Origin of the sequence: Paraburkholderia phytofirmans OLGA172 (genome assembly GCF_001634365.1) — a bacterium.
In the GTDB taxonomy this organism is placed as follows: Bacteria; Pseudomonadota; Gammaproteobacteria; order Burkholderiales; family Burkholderiaceae; genus Paraburkholderia.
The window spans coordinates 3,021,559-3,038,049 of sequence record NZ_CP014578.1; the positions used below are offsets into that span (position 1 = coordinate 3,021,559).

The 16,491-nt window shown below is 64.0% G+C and carries 15 protein-coding genes; 3 read left to right on the forward strand and 12 right to left on the reverse strand.

Annotation, left to right across the window (positions count from 1 at the left end; genetic code table 11):
* Positions 1-2: 2 nt before the first annotated feature.
* The 5 genes from AYM40_RS13230 to AYM40_RS13250 form a co-directional block, all read right to left on the reverse strand.
* Positions 3-665, reverse strand: a complete 663-nt coding sequence (locus AYM40_RS13230; protein ID WP_063496614.1) for a site-2 protease family protein — start codon at positions 663-665, stop codon at positions 3-5.
* Positions 666-712: 47 nt separating this feature from the next.
* On the reverse strand, positions 713-1,348 hold the full coding sequence (locus AYM40_RS13235) for an L-threonylcarbamoyladenylate synthase (protein ID WP_063496615.1): 636 nt from the start codon (positions 1,346-1,348) through the stop codon (positions 713-715).
* 131 nt (positions 1,349-1,479) lie between these two features.
* Positions 1,480-2,310, reverse strand: coding sequence for a 3',5'-nucleoside bisphosphate phosphatase (locus AYM40_RS13240; RefSeq protein WP_063496616.1), 831 nt, complete (start codon positions 2,308-2,310; stop codon positions 1,480-1,482).
* Between the two features lie 103 nt (positions 2,311-2,413).
* Positions 2,414-3,298 carry an alpha/beta fold hydrolase gene (locus tag AYM40_RS13245; protein WP_063496617.1) on the reverse strand — a complete coding sequence of 295 codons (885 nt, stop codon included), beginning with the start codon at positions 3,296-3,298 and terminating at the stop codon, positions 2,414-2,416.
* Between the two features lie 85 nt (positions 3,299-3,383).
* On the reverse strand, positions 3,384-4,304 hold the full coding sequence (locus AYM40_RS13250) for a ferritin-like domain-containing protein (RefSeq protein WP_063497998.1): 921 nt from the start codon (positions 4,302-4,304) through the stop codon (positions 3,384-3,386).
* A 290-nt stretch (positions 4,305-4,594) separates the two neighbouring features.
* Here AYM40_RS13250 and AYM40_RS13255 point away from each other — a divergent pair, with 290 nt between their 5' ends.
* The 3 genes from AYM40_RS13255 (at position 4,595) to AYM40_RS13265 (ending at position 6,702) form a co-directional block, all read left to right on the forward strand.
* A complete protein-coding gene (locus AYM40_RS13255) occupies positions 4,595-5,119 on the forward strand; it encodes a gamma carbonic anhydrase family protein (protein ID WP_063496618.1) in 525 nt (174 codons plus the stop codon).
* A 64-nt stretch (positions 5,120-5,183) separates the two neighbouring features.
* Positions 5,184-6,134, forward strand: a complete 951-nt coding sequence (gene hslO, locus AYM40_RS13260) for an Hsp33 family molecular chaperone HslO (protein ID WP_063497999.1) — start codon at positions 5,184-5,186, stop codon at positions 6,132-6,134.
* A gap of 187 nt (positions 6,135-6,321) precedes the next feature.
* Complete coding sequence (locus AYM40_RS13265; RefSeq protein ID WP_063498000.1) at positions 6,322-6,702, forward strand: hypothetical protein; 381 nt, start codon at positions 6,322-6,324, stop codon at positions 6,700-6,702.
* Between the two features lie 177 nt (positions 6,703-6,879).
* On the opposite strand, the gene ftsB is transcribed toward AYM40_RS13265, so the two are convergent.
* From ftsB to AYM40_RS13300, 7 genes are all read right to left on the reverse strand, one after another.
* Entirely contained in the window at positions 6,880-7,311 is a 432-nt protein-coding gene (gene ftsB, locus AYM40_RS13270; RefSeq protein ID WP_063496619.1) for a cell division protein FtsB, read from the reverse strand.
* A gap of 107 nt (positions 7,312-7,418) precedes the next feature.
* Positions 7,419-8,702, reverse strand: coding sequence for a phosphopyruvate hydratase (eno, locus tag AYM40_RS13275; protein WP_054038196.1), 1,284 nt, complete (start codon positions 8,700-8,702; stop codon positions 7,419-7,421).
* Positions 8,703-8,961: 259 nt separating this feature from the next.
* Complete coding sequence (kdsA, locus tag AYM40_RS13280; RefSeq protein ID WP_054038194.1) at positions 8,962-9,816, reverse strand: 3-deoxy-8-phosphooctulonate synthase; 855 nt, start codon at positions 9,814-9,816, stop codon at positions 8,962-8,964.
* Positions 9,813-11,480 carry a CTP synthase gene (locus tag AYM40_RS13285; RefSeq protein WP_063496620.1) on the reverse strand — a complete coding sequence of 556 codons (1,668 nt, stop codon included), beginning with the start codon at positions 11,478-11,480 and terminating at the stop codon, positions 9,813-9,815. The genes kdsA and AYM40_RS13285 overlap by 4 nt, the downstream gene beginning before the upstream one ends.
* Positions 11,481-11,723: 243 nt before the next feature.
* Positions 11,724-12,527: an alpha/beta fold hydrolase gene (locus tag AYM40_RS13290; protein ID WP_063496621.1), complete on the reverse strand. Its 804-nt coding sequence runs from the start codon at positions 12,525-12,527 to the stop codon at positions 11,724-11,726.
* Positions 12,528-12,634: 107 nt separating this feature from the next.
* Positions 12,635-15,535, reverse strand: a complete 2,901-nt coding sequence (locus AYM40_RS13295) for a DNA internalization-related competence protein ComEC/Rec2 (RefSeq protein ID WP_063496622.1) — start codon at positions 15,533-15,535, stop codon at positions 12,635-12,637.
* A 121-nt stretch (positions 15,536-15,656) separates the two neighbouring features.
* On the reverse strand, positions 15,657-16,445 hold the full coding sequence (locus AYM40_RS13300) for a TatD family hydrolase (RefSeq protein WP_063496623.1): 789 nt from the start codon (positions 16,443-16,445) through the stop codon (positions 15,657-15,659).
* Positions 16,446-16,491: the final 46 nt, after the last annotated feature.

Sequence of the window (16,491 nt, forward strand, 5' to 3'; positions counted from 1 at the left end):
ATTTAGAAAAGCGAAACAAGTGGAGTCAGAATGGCGGTAATCGCACCGTAGCCGAGCGTCACGAGCGGGCTAAGCCAATAGCGCGTGAGCGTGCCCGTCATGACCAGCGCCATCACGATGAAAAAGCCGTACGGCTCGAGGCGCGACAGCGCGATTGACTGCCGCGGCGGCAACAGCGCCATCAGCACGCGGCCGCCGTCGAGCGGGGGCAGCGGAAACAGGTTGAGCACGCCGAGCACGAGGTTCACGCCGACGCCGGCGGCCGCCATGCGTGTGAAGAAAGGTTCGTCGACGCCCAGTACCGCGAGCGCGACGCCGATCAGGCCCCACACCAGCGCCTGCACGAAATTGCAGGCCGGCCCGGCGGCCGCGACCCACAGGCTGCCCCAACGCGGATCGCGCAGATTGCCGAAAGCGACCGGCACGGGCTTCGCGTACCCGAACATGAACGCGCCGCTAGTGGCGAAGTACAACAGCAAGGGAATCGCGATCGTGCCGAGCGGATCGATATGCCGCATCGGATTGATGGAGACGCGGCCGAGCACGTACGCGGTATTGTCGCCGAGCCAGCGAGCAACGTAGCCGTGCGCGGCTTCATGCAGCGTGATCGCGAAGATCACCGGCAACGCGTAAACCGCAACGGTCTGTATCAGGGAAGAATCCATAACTCGCTATTGTAACAACGCGATTGCGTGCGTCTGTCCGCTTTCGCTCATGCCGTCTCTTCGAGACCGAATGGCGCGAGAGAACCGCGCCCTGCCCGCACGAGTACCGGCTCGGCGCCGCTCAAATCGATCACGGTGGACGGCTCGCACACACACGGGCCGCTGTCGATCACCAGGTCCAACTGCTTCTCGAGCCGCTCGCGGATTTCTTCCGGGTCGTTCAGCGGCTGGGTTTCGCCCGGCATGATCAGCGTGGAGCCGAGCAGCGGCTGGCCGAGCTCTTCGAGAATCGCCAGCGTGATGACGTGATCCGGCACCCGCAGGCCGATCGTCTTGCGCGACGGGTGCGAGAGGCGCCGAGGCACTTCCTTGGTGGCCTGCAATACGAAAACATAAGGACCCGGCGTGACCGACTTGATCAGACGGTACTGTCGGTTATCGACCATCGCGAAGTTCGCCAGCTCCGACAGATCGCGCACCAGCAGCGACAGCAGGGCCTTCTCGTCGAGCCCGCGAATCCGCCGCAAGCGCTCGACCGCGTCCTTGTCGTCGAGATGGCAGGCCAGCGCGTAGCTGGAATCCGTCGGCAGCGCGACGACGCCGCCGTCATTGATGATCTGCACGGCCTGCTTGACGAGGCGCGGCTGCGGATTATCCGGGTGAAGCCGAAAGTATTGGGACATTTTGGCTAACAGTGGCTACGGGTGACGGTGCACGAAAACTCGAATGGAAAGTCGGGCGGAGGATCGGGCGAGCGCACGCCCTTCGGACAAGGACGTTCGCGCAGATCGTGCCGCCGCGGCACGGCGCGCGATCACAGCCAGCGTTCCCAGACGGGCTTGAGATCGGAAGGTAGCGGCGGCAGCGTGCCGAGATCGATGCGGCCCTCGCCGGGTGCATGGAAGTCGGAACCCCGTGAGGCTTCAAAGCCGAAGCGGCGCGCGACGTCCGCGTATTCGCGGTACTGATCCGGCGTATGGCTACCCGTCACCACCTCGATCGCCTTGCCGCCAAGGTCGATGAATTCAGCGAAAAACGCATCGAATTCGACCGGCGAGTACGCATAGCGACCCGGGTGCGCGATGATCGCCTCGCCGCCGGCCGCCTGAATCCAGCCGACCGCGTCCGCCAGTTTCGCCCAGCGATGCGACACGTAGCCGGGCTTGCCGTCGCCGAGATAGCGGTTGAACACGTCTTGCGTCGAGCTCGCGTAGCCGTTTTCGACCATGAAGCGCGCGAAGTGCGTGCGCGAAATCATGTCCGGGTTCGAGACGTATTTCAGGGCGCCTTGGTAGGCGTTGGGAATGCCGAGCGTGGCTAACTGTTCGCCGATTGCTTCGGCGCGCGCCGCGCGGCCGTTGCGGGTGCGCGCGAGGCCATCGATCAACGTAGCGCTCGTCGGGTCGACGCCGAGACCGACGATGTGCACCGTGCGCGAAGCCCATGTCACCGAGATCTCCACGCCGCTGACGTAGCCCATGCCGAGCGCCTCTGCGGTGCTGCGCGCTTCGTGCTGGCCGCCCAGTTCGTCGTGATCGGTCAACGCCCACAGCGTCACGCCGCCCGCATGCGCACGGCGCGCAACATCGGCCGGCGCGAACTGGCCGTCAGAAACGGTGGAATGACAGTGGAGGTCAGCGTTCATCTTTGTCTTGAGAAGGTTCTGCACTCATTTTACTGCAACGCAGTAAGTGCCCGCAGAGCTATCTCGCGATAGCGGACCTTGCATCGAAACCTTTTTGCAAGGTTCAGGCGCAAAAGCCCTCGATCAGCGCGGCCACCTGCTCCGGCTGGTCGTGATGCACCATGTGCCCCGCTTCGTCGATGATTTTCTCACGCCAGTTCGGAAAAGCCTGGAAACGCGCCTTGAATTCGTCGAGCGGAATCTCGCGGGCGATGTGGGCGAGCGTGGGCGAGTTAGCAGCCTCGACGTGCAGCACTTTGGCGGTGACCTTGCGCCACACGGCCATCACTTCGTCGAGGCGGTACAGCGTCGGCCCGCGCCGTTTGTGCGCCGGATCGGCGAGTAGCATGAAGCGCCCTTCTCCGTCCGGCCTGGACCAATGCTGTGCGAGGAACTGCGCGCGCTGCGGAGCGAGTCGCGGATTGGTCTTGATCAGGCGTCCCGCGACGTCGTCCAGCGAAGCGTAGCGCCTCAACTGCGGCGGCTCACGCAACTCGTCGAGCCAAGTGCGCAAACGCTTGGGCGCTTGCGCCGAGTGCGCCGGCGCGAGACCGAAGCCTTCCAGATCGACCACGCGCCGCACCCGCTCCGGCCGCACGCCCGCATACAGGCAGACGATGTTCGCGCCCATGCTGTGGCCGACCAGATTGACTTCGCCGGCCGGTGCGTAGTGGTCAAGCAGCGCGTCGAGATCGGCGAGGTAGTCGTGCATCCAGTAGTCGCCGCCGCCGTGCTCGGCGACCGGCCAGTCCGACAGGCCAAAGCCGCGCACGTCGGGGGCAATCACCTGCCAATCGCCGCCCAATGCGTCGACGACGAACTGGAACGACGCCGCCACGTCCATCCAGCCGTGCAGCATGAACAGCATCGGCGCGTCCGGATTGCCCCAGCGCCGCACGTGCAGACGGATGCCGCGCACGGCGATGAATTCAGACCTGGAGGTATTCATGAACGGCGCCGCCCAAAAAAGAATGGTCGTTCGATTATAACGAGATAGCCGGGCGATGCGTGGGATCTGGCTATGGAAAAAGGCTTCAGTCACTCAGGGTCGGAGCGGCCGGCCGGGCCGGCTGCTCGGCTTCGAGGCCGGCGAGTGAGACCAGCGCGGCCAGTTCGGTTTCGTCGAAACCGGCATCGCGGCGCGCTTCGAAATTGAACGGACCGCGTAATTTCGGTGCGTGATACTGGTCGGCGAGGCGCGCATAGGTCGCGTGCGGATCGAGGCCGATTTCGTCGCACAGATGGCGGAACCAGCGGTTGCCGATCAGCACATGACCGATTTCGTCGCGCAGGATCACGTCGAGAATCGCCGCGGATGCCTGGTCGCCCGCCTGCTGCAGGCGGGCCCGGATTGGCGGCGAGGCGTCGAGGCCGCGCGCTTCGAGCGTGCGCGGCACCAGCGCCATACGCGCCAGCACGTCGGCACGGGTGCGCTCGCACATGTCCCAGAGGCCGTCGTGTGCGGGAAAATCGCCATAGGCATGGCCGAATTCCGCAAGCCGCGCCACGAGCAGCGAGAAATGATGCGCCTCTTCGGCGGCAACTTTGAGCCAGTCGGTGTAGAACGCGACGGGCATGCCGGCAAAACGCCAGACGGCGTCGAGCGCGAGATTGATGGCGTTGAATTCAATGTGCGCAAGCGCATGCAGCAAAACGGCTCGCCCTTCGGGCGATTGCATGCTGCGGCGCTTCAGTTTGCGCGGATCGACCAGTTCCGGGCGCGCGGGACGGCCCGGCAGGTCTGCCGGCTCGGCGAGTTCGAGGTCTGCATGGGATGCAAGGCTGCCGTCGAGCACCGCGGCATACAACTCGCGGACCGCGGTTGCCTTGCCTGCCGGGTCGGCTTCGCGCAATGCGGCCAGCGCCGCGGTGCGCCCGCAATTCGCGCGATTCGAACAATTCTCAGGATTCGATACCGGCGCAGCGGACGAAATAGACGGAGCAGCGGAATTCATGGCAACCAGATTGGCAATGGGCAAGGCAAGAGGCAAGACGGAAGGCGCGGCGTTCGCCAAGGCTGCGCGCCGGACAGCTTGCGGCACCGGCAAGCGGCCTAACCACACAACCGTTTACAATACTAGATTCGACCATCTCGTGTGCCTATTGCGCGGGGCCGGCAGGGCAATCGCGGCCATCAGGCTGTCTTCAGGCGTTTTGCAACCCCGCTTTACAGCCCGATCTGCAAGCCGTCTTACCGCCCCAGCCGGCCAGCGCAGCGCATAGCGACCGATCAAGAGGAGACACCGTGACAATTTATAAGCTTGGCGAAGCCGCCCCGACCATCCATGAAAGCGTGTTCGTCGCGGATTCGGCGAACATTATCGGCAATGTGACGCTCGAGGAAAATTCGAGCGTCTGGTTCGGCGCGACGCTTCGCGGCGACAACGAGCCGATCACCCTCGGCGCGGGCAGCAATGTGCAGGAAAACGCGGTGCTGCACACCGACCCGGGCTTCCCGCTGACGATCGAGCCGAATGTGACGATCGGCCACCAGGTCATGCTGCACGGCTGCACGATCAAGGAGGGTTCGCTGATCGGAATTCAGGCCGTGGTCTTGAATGGTGCGGTAATCGGCCGCAACTGTCTGGTCGGAGCGGGCGCCATCGTCACTGAAGGCAAAGTGTTTCCCGACAATTCGCTGATTCTCGGCGCGCCCGCCAAAGTGGTGCGCGAACTGACCGGGACGGATATCGCCAATATGCAGCGCGGCACGGCAAGCTATGCCGAGCGCCGCGAATATTTCAAGGCGCAGCTCGTGCGCATCGGCTAATCAGCCGGCGCGTGCGGCGCGCACGGCGCAGCATCAGGCTGCGTCATTCGACCGAGGAAAAGTTGTGAGCGACCAGTTGCAAAAATTCATGTTCAGCGCGGCGCCGGTGCGCGGCGAGATCGTTTCGCTGCGCAATACGTGGCAGGAAGTGCTGACGCGCCGGGACTATCCGGCGCCCGTGCGGACGATTCTGGGCGAGATGATGGCCGCGTGCGCGCTGCTTTCGGCGAACCTCAAGTTCGACGGCACGCTCGTCATGCAGATTTTCGGGGACGGCCCGGCCAAGATGCTGGTGGTGCAGTGCAGCTCCGACCTGTCGATGCGCGCCACCGCCAAGCTCTCCGGCGAAGCGGGCAATACGATCGGCGACGACACGACCATGATCGACCTGGTCAACGCGAGCGGCCATGGCCGTTGCGTGATCACGCTCGACCCGCGCGACAAGCAGCCCGGCCAGCAACCGTATCAAAGTATCGTGCCGCTGTCGGGTGTGGACGGCCCGCTCAAGTCGATGTCCGAAGTGCTCGAGCACTACATGCACCACTCGGAGCAGCTCGACACGCGCCTGTGGCTCGCGGCGAACACCGAACGCGCAGTCGGCATGCTGCTGCAAAAGCTGCCGGGCGACGGCGGCATTGTCCCGCACCCGGGCGCTCTGGATGCGGACACGTGGGAGCGCGTCTGCACGCTGGGCGGCACGATGTCGCAAGACGAGTTGCTGAAGGAAGAACCGGCCACGATTTTCCGCCGTCTGTTCTGGCAGGAGAACGTGCAGCATTTCGAACCGGCCACGACGCGCTTCGAATGCAGCTGTTCGCGCGAAAAAGTCGGCGCCATGCTGAAGATGCTGGGCCGGGAGGAAGTGGACGGTGTGATCGAAGAGCGCGGTCACGTCGAGATTCATTGCGAATTTTGTAACCAACGGTACGAATTCGATCCGGTCGACGTGGCGCAACTTTTTGTCGCCAATGCGCTCTCACAAGCAGTGACGCCAGCGGCCGACCAGCGACACTGAAACGGCCAGGCGGCGGCCCTAGCGCCCCCCGGCGGCCCGTTACGCCTGGTGTTGCGGCAGTAAAATGACGCGTCGCCTGCTGCTTTACCAGGGCTCGGGCGACGCGTTATCGTCGATCGTTGCGTTGGATCGTGGGCGGTGCGCGCTGCGCATGGTTTGCTTAGGGATCCGACCGATGGAGATCAAAATGAACATCCCTACTTCGCTAAAGCATTGCATGCGCTCGTTCGCCGTGCTGACCGTCGTCGCGAGCAGCGCTGCGCTTACGGGCTGCGTAATGGACCCGCCGGGCCCATCGCCGATTTATAGCCGCCTGCCGGCCGACCAGTCCGGCATGGCCAGCACCGCCCGGCCGCTCACGCCGGAAGAACGCGAACGCTATGATGCGATCGACCGTCAGGTGCTGTCCGATCAGAACCAGGCCATTGCCGCGGAAAACGCCGCTCAGGCGTATTCACGTTATTACTCGCCGCCTGTCAGCGTGTACGGCAGTTATTACGGTGGCGGTTGGGGGCACGGCTGGGGTACGGGTGTTGGCGTAGGCTACTCACCGTACTGGGGCTGGTAAGCCGAAACAAGCGCTCCTGGACAATCGGCATAGCGGTTCGGCAGAGATGCACGCATCGCAAGCCCAACGAAAGAGGCGCGGTTTTCACCGCGCCTTTTTCGTCTTCCTGAGCACTTTTACGTTCGTTCCCGCGGCTGGTTTCGCGTTCGTCCGCGCGCTCAAACCGCCTGATTTAACTCAGTGCGTGGGCTTCTTGTCTTTCGCCGCCTTCCCGCCATGCTTGCGATCCGGCTTCGCGCGCGACTCCGGATTCGGCACCACATGCAGCGGCGCCGCCGACACCTCACCGCGCGTAGACGTGGTGACCGAAGGCGTGTTCGCGGTCGGCAACGGCGCATTCGGCGAGACGAACTGTACGAAAACTTCGCCGTCTTTCACCATGCCCATTTCGTAACGCGCACGCTCTTCCACGGCTGCCGTGCCGCTCTGCAAATCCTGGACTTCGCCCTGGATCCGCTCGTTACGCAGCTTCGAATCAGTGTTCTTCTGCAGTTGCTGCGCCAGCTGCTGCTGCAACTCATGCACGCGTAACCAGCCGCCGTGCCCCCACCAGAGCGGGTACTGGATCAGCGCCAGCAGAACGATCAGGACAGCAGTAACGAGCCGCATGAAGTAAGCACAATAAATACACGCCGCCCTGCGCTATACGCAGGGCGGCGGGGTCAATCAAAAACGAAGGATAACCGGCTCATCGGTCGGCGCTAGCAAACAAGCCATTAGCGCAGATTGTAGAACGCCGACTTGCCCGGGTAGCTGGCGATATCGCCGAGGTCTTCTTCGATGCGCAGCAACTGGTTGTACTTCGAGATGCGGTCCGAACGCGACAGCGAACCCGTCTTGATCTGACCGGCGTTCAGGCCGACTGCGATATCCGCAATCGTCGAATCTTCGGTTTCACCCGAGCGGTGCGAGATCACAGCCGTGTAGCCGGCGCGCTTCGCCATTTCGATCGCCGCGAAGGTTTCCGTGAGCGTACCGATCTGGTTGATCTTGATCAGGATCGAGTTGGCAATGCCCTTCTCGATGCCTTCCTTCAGGATGCGCGTGTTGGTGACGAACAGATCGTCGCCCACCAGTTGGACCTTCTTGCCGAGCTTGTCGGTGAGGATCTTCCAGCCGGCCCAGTCGCTTTCGTGCATGCCGTCTTCGATCGAGACGATCGGGAACTTGTCAGCCAGGTTCGCCAGGTAGTCGGCAAACTCGGTCGACGATAGTTGCAGGCCTTCGCCAGCCAACTGGTACTTGCCGTCGTGGTAGAACTCGCTTGCTGCGCAGTCGAGCGCGAGCAGCACGTCTTCACCGGCGCGGTAGCCAGCCTTTTCGATGGCTTGCAGGATGGTCGACAGGCATTCGTCGTTGCTGCCGAAGTTCGGCGCGAAGCCGCCTTCGTCGCCCACGGCCGTGCTCATGCCACGGTCCGACAGGATCTTCTTCAGCGCGTGGAACACTTCGGCGCCGCAGCGCAGTGCTTCGCGGAAGGTCGGCTGGCTGACCGGCACGATCATGAATTCCTGGATGTCCAGGCTGTTGTTCGCGTGCGCGCCGCCGTTGACGATGTTCATCATCGGCACCGGCAGTTGCATCGCGCCCGAGCCACCGAAGTAGCGGTACAGCGGCAGGCCGGCTTCTTCAGCGGCGGCCTTCGCGACAGCCATCGAAACGGCCAGCATCGCGTTCGCGCCGAGGCGCGACTTGTTGTCCGTGCCGTCGAGTTCCAGCAGGGTCTTGTCGAGGAAAGCCTGCTCGGAAGCGTCGAGGCCCATGATCGCTTCGGAGATTTCAGTGTTGATGTGCTCGACAGCCTTCAGCACGCCCTTGCCGCCGTAACGGCCGGCTTCGCCGTCGCGCAGTTCGATCGCTTCGCGCGAACCCGTCGACGCACCCGACGGCACCGCAGCGCGGCCCATCGTGCCCGACTCGAGCAGCACGTCGCATTCGACGGTGGGGTTGCCTCGCGAATCGAGAATCTCTCGACCGATGATATCTACGATAGCACTCATGGTTTCCTCAAGAAATGACGTTGAATTCTTTACTGTGAAACTGCACCGGCCGGGTCGATCCGGAGTTAGCGCTTTAGCGCTTATGTCGATCCGGAGTTAGTGCTTTAGCACTTGCTCCGGTCCCATGCAGAGCACCGGTCTCCCCAGCACACTACGCACCCCGATGCTTTCGACGACCATTGCGTGCATTCGCCGCGCGCCGATGCTACCGACTGAGCCGATTATGCGGACCAGGCGTGACACGCCGCGAATGCCTGAATCAGTTGAAATCGCTTTCGAGGAACGGCGCGCGCTTGACGGCCTGATCGAGCGTAACAAGCGTTTCGAGCAGATCGGCCATGCGATGCAACGGCACCGCGTTCGGGCCGTCCGACTTGGCTTCCGAAGGTTTCGGATGGGTTTCCATGAAGAGACCCGACACGCCGACGGCAACCGCGGCGCGCGCCAGCACCGGCACGAATTCGCGCTGACCGCCCGAACTCGTGCCCTGCCCGCCCGGCAACTGCACCGAGTGGGTGGCATCGAACACGACCGGCGCGTTGGTTTCGCGCATGATCGCAAGCGAACGCATGTCCGACACGAGGTTGTTATAGCCGAACGACACGCCGCGTTCGCACGCCATGAAGCGGTCTTCCGAAAGACCGGCTTCACGCGCCGCATCACGCGCCTTGTCGATCACGTTCTTCATGTCGTGCGGTGCGAGAAACTGGCCTTTCTTGATGTTGACCGGTTTGCCCGAGCGCGCGCAAGCGTGGATGAAGTCGGTTTGACGGCACAGGAAAGCAGGCGTTTGCAGGACGTCGACCACCGACGCAACCTGCTCGATCTCGTGCTCGGCGTGGACATCGGTCAGCACCGGCAAACCGAGCTGACGCTTCACTTCCGATAGAATGCGCAAACCTTCGTCCATGCCCAGACCGCGGAACGACTTGCCGCTGCTGCGGTTAGCCTTGTCGTACGACGATTTGTAGATGAACGGAATGTTCAGCTTCGCACAAATTTCCTTCAGCCGGCCTGCCGTGTCGATGGTCATCTGTTCCGATTCGACGACACAGGTGCCCGCGATCAGGAAAAAAGGCTTGTCGAGCCCGATTTCGAAATCGCCCAGTTTCATGCTTTCTCCTCAACACCCGATAGCTGCTCATGATGGGCGAGCGCCGCCTCGACGAACGACGTGAACAGCGGATGGCCGTCACGCGGCGTGGACGTGAATTCCGGGTGGAACTGCACGCCGACGAACCACGGGTGCATGCTGCGCGGCAATTCCATCATTTCCGGCAGGTCCTCACTCGGGGTACGGGCGCTGATGATAAGGCCGCCGGCTTCGAGCTGGGGCACGAAGCGGTTATTGACTTCATAACGGTGACGATGGCGTTCGTTCACATCCTTGCCATAGATCTCTTCGGCCATCGTGCCGGGCTTGATCGGGCAACGTTGCGAACCGAGGCGCATCGTGCCGCCCAGATCCGATTCTTCGGTGCGCTTCTCGACCTTGCCTTCACGGTCGTACCACTCGGTGATCAGTGCGACCACGCGGTTCTCGGTGTCCTGATCGAACTCGGTGCTGTTCGCATCTTTCAGGCCGACCACGTCGCGGGCGAATTCGATCACGGCCAGTTGCATGCCGAGGCAGATGCCGAGATACGGCACCTTCGCTTCGCGCGCATAGCGGATCGCGGCGATCTTGCCTTCGGTGCCGCGACGGCCGAAGCCGCCCGGCACGAGCACGGCATCCAGATGCTTGAGGCTCTCGACGCCCTGCGTCTCGACCTCTTCCGAATCGATATATTCGATGTTGACCTTGGTCGACGTATGCATCGACGCATGACGCAGCGCTTCGATCAGCGACTTGTACGACTCGGTCAGATCGACATACTTGCCGACCATGCCGATCGTGACTTCGTGCTTCGGATGCTCGAGTTTTTCGACGAGATTCGACCACATCGACAGATCGGCCGGCTTCGGCGTGAGCTTGAGCTCTTCGCAGATGATCGCGTCCAGACCCTGATCGTGCAGCATCTGCGGAATCTTGTAGATGCTGTCGGCGTCCCACACGGAAATCACCGCGTCTTCCGGCACGTTCGAGAACATCGAAATCTTCGCGCGCTCGTCGTCTGGAATGCGGCGGTCGGCGCGGCACAGCAGCACGTGCGGCGAGATGCCGATTTCACGCAGCTTCTGCACGCTGTGCTGGGTAGGCTTGGTTTTCAGCTCGCCTGCGGTCGCGACCCAGGGCACCAGCGTGAGGTGCACGAAGCACGCGCTGTTGCGGCCCATGCGCAGGCTCATCTGACGTGCGGCCTCGAGGAACGGCAGCGATTCGATGTCGCCTACGGTGCCGCCCACTTCGACGATGGCGACATCCGGCTCACCGCACGTCGCGGAAGCCGCGCCGCGTTCGATGAACGCCTGGATTTCGTTGGTAATGTGCGGGATGACCTGCACCGTCTTGCCCAGATAATCGCCGCGACGTTCCTTGCGGATCACCGATTCGTAAATCTGGCCCGTGGTGAAGTTATTGGCCTTGCGCATCTTCGTGCTGATGAAGCGCTCATAGTGGCCAAGGTCGAGGTCAGTCTCCGCTCCGTCTTCCGTCACGAACACTTCGCCGTGTTGAAACGGACTCATCGTGCCGGGGTCGACGTTGATGTAGGGATCGAGCTTGAGGAGGGTGACTTTAAGACCGCGCGATTCGAGGATCGCGGCGAGGGAAGCGGCGGCAATACCCTTGCCGAGGGAAGATACTACGCCGCCGGTGACGAAAACATATTTGGTCATCGCTGGATGCTCGCGGGAAAAACGGATTATACCGTAAAGCAGGGTCTCAACCCAGCAAAATCCTGGCGACAGCGGTACGAAAGTGTGCCGCGGCAATGGCAATTGCCGGTCGCCGATCATGCACCGTTTATCGCGGCGGTGACCAGCCGCATGAGCGGGGCGCGCCGCCAGCGCGACCGCCGCGGCACCTCCTATAAGCAGGCCGCCACGCCGGTGAAGGCGCGCGCCGCGCAGCGCGCGGCCCTACGCCCCCCGCTCCAGTTCGCGCAACATCCGCTGCACCGCGCGCGCGGTTTCGAGCGGTTTTTCCATCGGATACAAATGGCTGCCTTCAATCCATTCCACATGACCGCCTGTCGCGCGGCGGGTAGCGTCCAGACCTGCCTGGCGCACCTCCTTTGAATGCGTGCCGGCGATGAAGCCCACCGGCACCGGGGCGCCGCGCGCGAGGCGGGGCCCAAGCGTATGCGGCAAAGTCTTATAAATCTGATACTCGGTGCGCCGGTCGAAAGCGAGCGATCGGCCGCCGTCGGACGAACTCTGCGGGATGCCAAAGTCGATATAGTCGGACAGCATGCGTTCGTCCCAGCGTGCGAACGCCGGCTTCGAATGAAAGTGCCGCCACGCCTCGTCGCGGCTTGCCCACTGCGTGCGGCGCGTGCGGGTGGCGGCCGCCGGCGACAGGCGTTCGTCGAGCCCGGTCCATTGCGATACCCGCAGCATGCTGCTGCGCCAACCGGCGATCACAGGCGAATCGAGCATCACCACGCCCCTCACCCATTGCGGCTTTTTCAGCGCGGCCATCAGCGACAGATAGCCGCCGAGCGAATGGCCAACCAGCCATACCGGTTGCTCGTACGAGCGGCTGATGTCATCGAGCAACTGCTCGACCAGATGCGGCCAGTCCTGCGTGACCGGATAACGCGCGTCGTGACCGATGCGCTCGATGGAGCGCAGTTCATAGTCGTCGGCGAGTTCGGCGAAGATCGTCCGGTAGGTCGACGCCGGAAACCCGTTCGCATGCGAGAAGTGGATGATGTTTTTCAACTGCGGCTATCTCCGTTCTGTTTTAGCGCGCGAGCTTCGGACCTGACTTTTCGTGCAGCCTCCGAGGCTAGCGGCGCATTTGTTCTATCTGTGCGGCCGGCAATCCATCAGCGATCCATCCAGTAGCGGCGCTGCGTGTCGCGATAGCGTTCGAGCATCAGTGCGGCGCCGTTCAGGCCCGGGCCGCTTCCTGAGTTGCCTCGCGGACCGCCTCCCGGACCGCTTCTCGGGTCACTTCCCGGACCGGCTCCCGCACTGCTTCCCACGCTTGCCTCGGGCTCGATGCCCAAGCTGAGACCCGGGTCGAAATCCGGGTTCACGTCGACCCTTACCGCGCCGTCCGCATCGCTGCGTGCAAGCTCGATGTGCCGCGCCTCGTAACGCTCGAACACACCCGCGTTCGGATGATGAAATCGGTTGCGATAGCCTACCTGAAATAGCGCGACGAGCGGGTCGATAGAGTCGAGGAACGGCTCGGTCGACGAGGTCTTGCTCCCATGATGCGGCACGACCAGCACCTGGGCGCGCAACGCGTCGCGATCGCGCGCGAGCAGGATGCGTTCGACCGGCGCTTCGATATCTGCCGCCAGCAGGGCCGCCATGCGTAAGGGCGCCGTTTGATCCCTTCCGGCCGGCATGCTCCCTGCAGCCGCCCTGCCTTGCGCGAGTGACAGGCTCACCCCGGCCGGCGGGCTCGCCATGGCAGACGGCCTCACCGCTGCAGGCATCGTACTCACCCGCAACACGCAGCAATGCGCATTCGGTTTGCCTTGCAACGGCCCGGCATCCGGCCAGAGCATCTCGAACTCGACGCCGTCCCACTGCCAGCGCTGCCCCGCCGCGCAGGGCAGCGTGTCCGCGCCGCGTTGCTTTGCGTTCGACCATAGCGGATTCGCGGGCGCCAATGCCGCCACCATTTGACGCACCTCGATCGCGTCCAGCACAGCCGGCGCGCCGCCCGAGTGGTCGGAATCGGCGTGGCTGATGATCAGCGTATCGAGCGCCGTGACGCCGTGCGCCTGCAAAAACGGCACGACCACCCGTTCGCCCGCATGCGTCGATTCCGGCCCCGGTCCGCTATCGAACAGCAGCGTGTGATGCGCCGTTTCGACCAGCACCGAGGTGCCTTGACCGATATCCAGCGCCGTTAGACGGAAGCTGCCATGTGGCGGCCCGGGCGGCGCCGGCATCAGCAGCGGCAGCCACGTGAGCGGCGCGGCCCAGCGCAGCGGCCAGCCGCGCGGCGCCAGACACCACAGAACGCCGACCGCGGCGGCGGCGAGCGTCCACGCGTCCGGCTGCGGCAAGCGCCAGAGCGTCCATGCCGGACCGGACAGCATCTGCAAGCCCGCGGCCAGCAGGTCGAGCAAGGTATGCGCGGCGCGCAAGGCGTAGACATCGAGTGGCGCGGGCAACGCGACGCCCGCCAAAACCGCCGGCGTCACCAGCAGACTCACCCACGGAATCGCGAAGGCATTCGCGAGCGGGCCGATCAACGGAATCTGCGCGAACCAATAAGCGGTGAGCGGCGCAAGCGCGACGGTCACCGCGAACTGCACATGCGCGGCGCTGCGCACGCGTTCTCCGAAAGCGCGAGCGCGGCGGCATAGGCCGGACCACAAGCGCGAGAGCCTTGTCGGCGTCACGCCGCCCTCACCCTCTTCGTCGCGGCGCTGCTCATGATCCTGCACACGGGGCCGTCCCGACATCGCGAACAGAATCGCCGCCACCGCGCAGAACGACAGCCAGAATCCCGCCGCCACCACCGCCCACGGATCGATCAGCAGCACCAACCCCAACGCCCACGCCAGCACCACCGATCGCGCGACGTTGCGCCCGCTGATAAACGCGAGGGCCACCACACTCGCCATCCATAGCGCGCGCTGCGCCGGCACGTTGAAACCGGCCAACGCCGCATGCAGCCCCGCGAACAACGCGCCGCAGGTCACCGCGACGACCTGCGCGGGCAGCAGCAACGGCCAGTTGCGGCCGATGAATCCGGAGCGCCGCCACACCGCCCCAGCGAGCCACGCCGCAAGGCCCGCGACAAAGCCAATGTGCAAGCCCGAAATCGCCACCAGATGACTCGTGCCGGTGCCGCGCATCAGCAGCCAGTCGGCCGCGCTGACTTCGTCCTGCGCGCCGATGGCGAGCGCCACCACAATCCCACGGTGCGGTGCGTCGGCGAGCACCGTGTCGATGCGCGCGCGCAGCGCGGCGCGCCAGCGATCGACCGTCACGCTGACGCCACGCGCGTTGCCAGGTAGACGCAATGCGTGAGCCGGGGCGCTCACGTAGCCGGTGGCGCGTACATTGCGCGCCAGCAAACTGGCTTCGGCATCGCGCACGCCAAAGTTCGCATTGCCATGCGGGCGTTTGAGCCGCACGGTCAGACGCCAGCGCGCGCCCGGTTCGAGCAACGGCGCAGGCGCATCTTCGGCGATCCACGAGAGCTGGATCACGCGTGGAAAAGCGGCGATCGGCGCATCCGCCGACTCGACTTCGAAGTGGAAGCGCGCGCCCTTGTCGTCGCGTGACGGCAGCCCCTTGATGCTGCCGACGACGTCGATATCGCGGCCTTCCCAAGCGCTCGGCAAGCTCACCGCGAGCCGGATTTCCGCGCGCCAGGCAGCGTAGCCAAAGCCCACGCATATGGCCGCAATCCACACCGCGCCCCAGCCGACGCCCGAACGCAAGCGCGCGCTGGACAAGCCGCGGCATATGCGCGAATTTGCAACTGCCTCATGCGCGTTCGCGACGACTGGAGCGCCGCGGCGCAATGCGCCAGAAGTATCGCGGCCCCCTTCGCTCGAAGCACAGCGACACCCTTCGCCTGAAGAGCCGCCGCTCCATTCGCCCGAAGCGCCGCGGCGCAATCCCCACGCCGCGATAAGAATCGCAACGCACCCGACCAGTACCAGCGCACACCACCCACGCCAATCCGGCAACGCCGCCTGCCGCTGCAGCCCGATCACCCCCAACGCAAACCCGCACCACCATGCCCGCATCCGCCCTCCGCCCGTGCCGCCCAGCCGTGGCCGGACAGCGCAACGCACAGCGAGCAGGCGTTAGCAGGGCCGCCGGGCGTGGGTTCCGCCCGGCGCGAACCACTCAAACCATTGCGTTCGATTATGCAGAGGAAAGTGCAAGCCGCGGCAACGCGGCGAGCGCGTTAGCCGTTGTGCCTAGGGCGGCTTCGTCGGCGGTCATGCCACGCAGTTGCGCGAGACTCGCGCCGATGGCCGGAATCTGCTCCGGCGAATTGCGCTGCTTGTACATCCAGGAGGGGGCGATGTCCGGTGCGTCGGTCTCGACGACCAGCGCGTCGAACGGCAATTGCCCGGCAAGGCGGCGGATTTGCCGTGCCCGCTCGAAGGTCAGATTGCCGCCGAAACCGAGATGCATGCCCTGATCGATATATGCCTGAGCCTGCTGAAAACTGCCGTTGAATGCATGGGCGATGCCGCGATGAATCTGATGCCGCCGCAGCCCTTTGATCACCTGATCCTGCGATTTGCGCACGTGGCAAATCACCGGCAGATCGAATTCGCGCGCCAGTTGAAGTTGACCGTTGTAGAAGAACTGCTGGCGCGCATCGTCGAGACCTTCGACGAAATAATCGAGGCCGATCTCGCCGATGCCGACGAACAGCGGATCGTCGAGACTCGCCTCGATTTCCATGCGCAGCAGGTCGAGATCGCGTTCCTGTGCGCCTGGTGTAAAGAGGGGATGGATGCCGAGCGCATACGCGCCGCCGTCGATGCGGTGCGCGAGTTCACGCACCGTCGTGAAGTTCTGGCGGCCGATCGCGGGAATCACGATACGCCCTACGCCACTTTGACGCGCCGCTTCGGCGACTTCATCGCGATCGGCGTCGAATTCGGAAGCGTCGAGATGGCAGTGTGTATCGATCCACATGGCGCGCCTCGTCAGCGGCAGAGCATCGCTCACGGTCCGCGCGGTG